6 protein-coding genes, 1 tRNA gene and 1 pseudogene are annotated in these 5,566 nt (G+C 71.7%); 3 read left to right on the plus strand and 5 right to left on the minus strand.

The window, feature by feature from the left end:
* The coding region (locus tag ACFTZL_RS40145) for a TSUP family transporter (RefSeq protein ID WP_382594066.1) at positions 1-398 on the plus strand (398 nt) is incomplete at its 5' end.
* Positions 399-421: 23 nt separating this feature from the next.
* Here the strand turns inward: ACFTZL_RS40145 and ACFTZL_RS40150 are convergent.
* Genes ACFTZL_RS40150 through ACFTZL_RS40160 form a run of 3 tightly spaced genes read right to left on the minus strand, consistent with a single transcriptional unit; the run spans position 422 to position 2,627 of the window.
* A complete protein-coding gene (locus tag ACFTZL_RS40150; RefSeq protein WP_382594069.1) occupies positions 422-1,222 on the minus strand; it encodes an HAD-IIA family hydrolase in 801 nt (266 codons plus the stop codon).
* 18 nt (positions 1,223-1,240) lie between these two features.
* A complete protein-coding gene (gene cobF / locus ACFTZL_RS40155) occupies positions 1,241-2,011 on the minus strand; it encodes a precorrin-6A synthase (deacetylating) (RefSeq protein ID WP_382594071.1) in 771 nt (256 codons plus the stop codon).
* Between the two features lie 49 nt (positions 2,012-2,060).
* On the minus strand, positions 2,061-2,627 hold the full coding sequence (locus ACFTZL_RS40160) for a DUF309 domain-containing protein (protein ID WP_382594074.1): 567 nt from the start codon (positions 2,625-2,627) through the stop codon (positions 2,061-2,063).
* A gap of 100 nt (positions 2,628-2,727) precedes the next feature.
* Between ACFTZL_RS40160 and ACFTZL_RS40165 the strand changes: the two genes are divergently transcribed.
* A tRNA-Pro gene (locus tag ACFTZL_RS40165) sits at positions 2,728-2,801 on the plus strand.
* Between the two features lie 38 nt (positions 2,802-2,839).
* On the opposite strand, the gene ACFTZL_RS40170 is transcribed toward ACFTZL_RS40165, so the two are convergent.
* Together ACFTZL_RS40170 and ACFTZL_RS40175 are read right to left on the minus strand one after the other, a co-directional pair.
* Positions 2,840-3,838: an MASE1 domain-containing protein gene (locus tag ACFTZL_RS40170; protein ID WP_382594077.1), complete on the minus strand. Its 999-nt coding sequence runs from the start codon at positions 3,836-3,838 to the stop codon at positions 2,840-2,842.
* Between the two features lie 66 nt (positions 3,839-3,904).
* Positions 3,905-5,245, minus strand: a complete 1,341-nt coding sequence (locus ACFTZL_RS40175) for a PP2C family protein-serine/threonine phosphatase (protein ID WP_382594080.1) — start codon at positions 5,243-5,245, stop codon at positions 3,905-3,907.
* Positions 5,246-5,376: 131 nt separating this feature from the next.
* On the opposite strand from ACFTZL_RS40175, the pseudogene ACFTZL_RS40180 reads away from it, so the two are divergent.
* Positions 5,377-5,566, plus strand: a pseudogene (locus ACFTZL_RS40180) (hypothetical protein); the annotation flags it as partial.

Here is a 5,566-nt window from a genome sequence, read left to right on the forward strand (position 1 = left end):
CGGCGGACGCGGAGCAGCAACCGGACTCCGTCACCAGCCGGGCGGGCCGGGTCAAGGCCCGCTCCTACGGCGTGCTCGGCGGCTTCACCACCATGGTCGCCAACGCGGGCGGCCCGGTGATGTCGATGTACCTGCTCTCCGCGGGCTTCCGCAAGCTCGGCTTCCTCGGCACGTCGGCCTTCTTCTTCCTGATCGTCAACGTCTCCAAGCTGCCCTTCAGCGCCGGCCTCGGCCTGATCGACGGCCGCTCGCTGCTCCTCGACCTGGCGCTCGTGGTGTTCGTCGTGCCCGGCGCGCTCTTCGGCAAGTGGGCGGTGCACAAGATCAACCAGCGGCTGTTCGAGCAGTTGGTCATCGCGGCGACGATCGTGGGCGGACTGCAACTCCTGCTGCGCTGAAGCTCCGCCGCGCTGACCGGCACCTACCGCCGCGCGGAGCTCCGCAGCAGCGCCGGGAGGTCCGCGAAGGAGTCGATCACGTGGTCGGGTGTGCCGTCGGCGGCCCGGAGCGCCTCCGGCTGGAACTTGCCGGTCCGCACGAGGATCCCGGTGACACCTGCCCGCTGTGCCGCGAGCACGTCGGACTCGACGTCGTCGCCCACCATCACGGCCTCGCCCGCACCGGCGCCCACCCGGGCGAGCGCCGCCTCGAAGAACGCCCGCGCCGGCTTGCCGGTGATCTCGGCCTCCACCCGGGCGGCCTGCTCGAGACCGGCCAGGAACGCACCGGAGTCCAGCCGCAGCCCCTCGTCCGTACGCCAGTACAGGTTGCGGTGCATCGCCACCAGCCGGGCCCCGCGCTGCAACTGCCCGAAGGCCCGGTCGAGCGCCGCCCAGCCGAACTCGGGTCCTGCCCCGCCGACCAGCACGACATCCGGCACGGTCCCGGTGTCCGCAGCGTCCACGAGGGTCACATCGTCGAGGTCCTCCTCGATGTCGCCGCTGTTCAGCAGGGCGCACCGGGCGCCGGGACAGTGCTCGGCGAGATAGGCGGCGGTGGCCGCGGGCGCGGTCAGGATCTCCTCGGCGGACACCGGGAACCCCGCGTCCGCCAGCGTCCCGGCGATCGAAGCCCGCGTACGGGACGTCGTGTTCGTGACCAGCAGGACGGCGAGCCCGGCTTCCCGGATCTCCCGCAACGCCTCCACGGCCCCGGGCAAGGGCCGCCACGACACGGTGAGCACCCCGTCGATGTCGATCAGTACGGCACGCACGGACTCCATGTCCGGACGATAGCCGTGTCAGTCCCGGGGGTGCCTGCGCAGCAGATACGTGTCCATGATCCAGCCCTTGCGCTCACGGGCCTCGGCACGCAACCGCTCGATGCGGGGCGCTGCCTCGGCGATCGGGCCGGAGACGAGGATCTCGTCCGGAGTGCCGATATAGGCGCCCCAGTAGATGTCGACATCCTCCCGCGCGTACTGCCGGAAGGTCTGCTGGGCGTCGAGCATGACCACCACGTCGTCCACGCCCTCCGGGAAGCCCTCCGCGAGCCGCCGCCCGGTGGTGATCTGCACGGGCCGGGCGATGCGGTTGAGCCCCGTCCGGTGCCGGGCGACGAGCGCCGAGACGCTGCTGATGCCGGGGACGACGTCGTACTCGAACACCACCGTGTCCCGCTCCAGCACCTCCTCCAGGATCCCCAGGGTGCTGTCGTACAGCGAAGGGTCTCCCCACACGAGGAACGCGCCGGTCTCCTCCTCGCGGAGTTCCTCCGCGATCAGCCGCTCGTAGATGCCGGCGCGGGCGCTGCGCCAGTCCTCGACAGCGGGGGAGTAGGCCGCGCCGTCGGCGGTCCGGTCCCGCTCCGGGTCACGCGCCTCGACGACGCGGTACGTCCCCTGCGGGAGGTGCGTGTCGAGCATGTCCCGGCGCAGCCGGGTGAGGTCCGCCTTCACCTCGCCCTTGTCCAGGACGAAGAACACGTCCGTGCTCCGCAGCGCCCTCACCGCCTGCAGGGTGAGCTGCTCGGGGTCGCCCGCGCCGATACCGATGACATGAATCTTTCGCACAGCCCGAGTCTGCCGCACCCCACTGACACCGCCCGCACCGCGCCCCGGGTCAGCGCTCCGCGCCCGCTCCCCGTAGCCGAGGTGCCCGTGCCCCCGCGTCCACGGCACGGCCGTTCCGTTCCACGTCCTGGGCCAGTTCCCGGGCCCAGGCGGCGATGGCCTCGAGGTCGATGCCGTGCGGCAATGGCTGCCCGGAGCCGGAGGCCCATGTCTCGGTCGCGACGGCCCCGCGTCGCAGCAGCCGTGCCCCGCCCGTGAGGTTGCCGCGGGCGGCGTGGGTGAGGCCCACGGCGAGCTGGGCGAGACCGCGCCACAGCTCCCGCTCCGCGTCGGGGCCCGACTTCCAGGCGTCCTCGAAGACCTCGTGCGCGTGGAACGGCTTCCCCTCGTCCAGCAGCCGCTGCGCCTCGGCGACGGTCTCCTGCGGCGTGCGGACCACGCCCTCGGGCTGCCGGGGCACGCCGTCCGCGCCGTACGGCAGGGGCCGCCCGAGACCGTCCCGCGGCCGGGCGTTGCGTGCCCGCCCCTCGTTGTCGCGGTCCCGGGCGTCGCCCGACCGGTCCGCGGAGGTGCTTCCCGTGTCTCCCGTGCTTCCCCTGCTGTCTGTGCTGCCCATACGCCGATTGTCCCGCCCGGGCCGTTTTCGGCGCGGCCTGGGGTGTGGGGTAAGGTGCTGTTCGCGCGATCACGCGGTTTCACCGCGAGTGGGCGCGCATCGGGACGTGGCGCAGCTTGGTAGCGCACTTGACTGGGGGTCAAGGGGTCGCAGGTTCAAATCCTGTCGTCCCGACAGAGTGCCCGGGAGTTCTCCCCGGGCAGGGCCTTGCCTCACTTCGGTGGGGCGGGGCCCTTCGTCATTTCCGGGTCCAGAGCGGGGCGGCGGTCACTGGCGGCGATTCTCGTGACCATCTCGGCGAGCTGTCCGCACGCCAGCGCGATCTCCCGCTCGGTCTGGGCGCGTTCGTTGACCGCAGCTCCGAGCAGGAGGGCGGTCAGCGAGACGGAACCGTTGAACGCCTGCAGGGTGATCATGTTGGTGAAGAGGTCATGACCGGCGAACGGGCCCGTGTTCTGCGCGGCCGCGATGATCGCGAAGGTCGACACGGCGAGGGCACACGGCGCGGCCCCGGCCAGCCCGAAGCGGAAGGCCGCCCAGACCAGCAGCGGGAAGCCGAGGAACAGCAGCGGCGTGGTGCTGGTCTCGACGAAACCGACGCAGATCGTGACCGCCATGAGCAGGAGCCCCTCCACCCACCGGGACAGCGGGGCGCCCCGAGGCAGGTGCGCCGAGCGGAGAAGCAGCAGGACCGGTGTGACCGCCAGGACGCCCACCGCGTCGCCGGTCCACCAGACCGACCACGTCGGCCAGAAGTCGCCGGTGTCCAGCACACCGGTGAGGACGAGCGTTCCGGTGCCCACCGTGGCGCTGACCAGCATGCCGGTGAACGCGCCGAGAAAGATCAGTGCGAGTGCGTCCCGCAGGCGGTTCATCTCGCTGTGGAACCCGGCACGGCGGAGCAGGGCGTACGAGCAGACAGGCGCGAGCGTGTTGCCCGCCACGATCGCGAGTACGGCCAGGAACGACGGCCCCAGCGCGATGTTGACCAGGAACGCCCCGAGTGCGATCCCCGGCCAGACCCGCGGCCCGCGCAGGAGCAGGCTGGCCAGCGCGATACCGCTCGGCGGCCACATCGGGGTGACCTGGCCACGCACCTGCTGCTGGAGCAGTCCGATCTCGGCCGAGCCCCAGTACAGCGCGGCAACGGCGCAGATCTCCAGGGCGACCGCGCCACCGCGCCGGACCCCGGCATGCCGCGCGACAGTCATCGGGGACCTCCGCATCGACATCCCCTCGACCATCATCCGTCGGATCCACTTGAACCTCCACGCAGGTCAGGCGGGCGGGGTGCGCAGCGCGAGGACGGCCATGTCGTCGTGACCATCGCTCGGATGGTGATCGGCCAGCGCCCGCACGAACTCGTGCAGGGGCCGATGCGCATGGACGGTGGCGAGCCCGGCGAGCTCGTTCAGGCTCTCGTCGATGGCGTGGGCGGGATGTTCGATCAGCCCGTCGGTGAAGAAGACGACGGTGGCGTCCGGGGGGAGGAACCGTGAGTGGTCGGGGCGGGGTTCCTCCAGGTCCACCCCGAGCGGCAGTCCGGGCTCGGCGGTCAGGTACTCCGCCTGTCCGTCAGGAGTGATCAGCAGGGGCGGGACATGGCCCGCCGTGCTCCAGTGGATGCGCCAGCCCTGACCCTGACCCTCCGGTTCGATGCGGGCCAGGGCGGTGGTGGTGACGGGGTTGGTCGTGATGGCCTGGAGGGTGCGGTCGAGCCGGGCCAGGAGCGCGCCGGGCGTACTGCCCCGGTCGAACAGCAGGGCCCGCAGCATGTTGCGGGTGGAGGCCATGGCGGCCGCCGCCTTCAGATCGTGGCCGACCACGTCACCGATGACGACCGCCACGATGTCGCCGGACAGCGGGATCGCGTCGTACCAGTCCCCTCCGAGCTTGCTGGGTTCGGCGGCCGGCCGGTAGACGGCGGCGGCGGTGAAGGGCCGCAGGTCGGGCAGCGCGGGCAGGAGAAGCCGCTGGAACTGCTCGGCTCCGACCCGCACCTGTTCGAACAGACGGACGTTCTCGATGGCGATGCCGGCGGCGCTGGCCAGGGCGGTGACGACGTTCTCGTCGTGGATGTCGAAGGGCTGTCCGTCGCGCCGCTCGGCGAGGTACAGATCGCCGTAGATCTCGCCGCGGACGCTGATGGCGACTCCGAGCAGCGTCCGCAGCCGCGGATGGCCGGGCGGGAAGCCGACGGAGGAGGGATGGGCCAGGATGTCGTCGATCCGATGGGGTTCGGGGTGGCTGATCAAGTGGCCGAGGACGCCCAGACCGCGAGGCAGTTCGGTGTCGGCCAGGGCCTCGAGTTCCCGCTCGGACAGACCGGCGGTGATGAACTCCTCCAGGCGCTCTCCGGACGCGTTGAGCACGCCCAGCGCGCCGTAGCGGGCGCCGACCAGGTCCATGGCGGTGGTCACGATGCGGTTCAGCACCGCGGTCAGCTCCATCTCCCGGCTGATGGCGACCACCGCGTCCAGCAGGCCCTGCATCCGGTCCATGGCGTCCAGCAGGGCGCGCAACTGCTCGTCGATCCGGCTCAGCTCGGTACGCAGGCGCACGTGCAGGTCGGGCAGCTGCGGCTGCCTGGGATGCTGCCCTCGCCTCTCTCCTGCCATCACGAGCGCCTCGTGGCCTGAAGTACGGTCCCTACAGCTTAGTGCGGGTCCGCCCGGCTCGACCCTGGGCGCCGGGACCGTGGGACCGTGGAAGGAACCGGACATCCGGACCTCCCGAAGGAGCACCGGCCATGACCATCCGCCCGGCCCACACCGCCGCCCCGACGATCAGGACCACCCCCGAAGGCCTCCTGTGGGAGCCCAGCGAGCGCTGGGAGCGCGGCCGCAAGGGCGACTTCACCGTCGTCGACAGCCGGCACCCCGAGCTCGACAGGGAACCCCAACTGCCGGAGCCGCAGAACGTCTTCCCGCGCGCGGACG

Origin of the sequence: Streptomyces sp. NPDC056948, assembly GCF_042674225.1 — a bacterium.
Taxonomy (GTDB): domain Bacteria; phylum Actinomycetota; class Actinomycetes; order Streptomycetales; family Streptomycetaceae; genus Streptomyces; species Streptomyces purpurascens.

Coding starts and splice junctions, on each gene's coding strand:
- ACFTZL_RS40150 (WP_382594069.1), bottom strand. CDS start 1,222: ATGGAGTCCGTGCGTGCCGTACTGATCGACATCGACGGGGTGCTCACC.
- ACFTZL_RS40160 (WP_382594074.1), bottom strand. CDS start 2,627: ATGGGCAGCACAGACAGCAGGGGAAGCACGGGAGACACGGGAAGCACC.
- ACFTZL_RS40170 (WP_382594077.1), bottom strand. CDS start 3,838: ATGACTGTCGCGCGGCATGCCGGGGTCCGGCGCGGTGGCGCGGTCGCC.
- ACFTZL_RS40175 (WP_382594080.1), bottom strand. CDS start 5,245: ATGGCAGGAGAGAGGCGAGGGCAGCATCCCAGGCAGCCGCAGCTGCCC.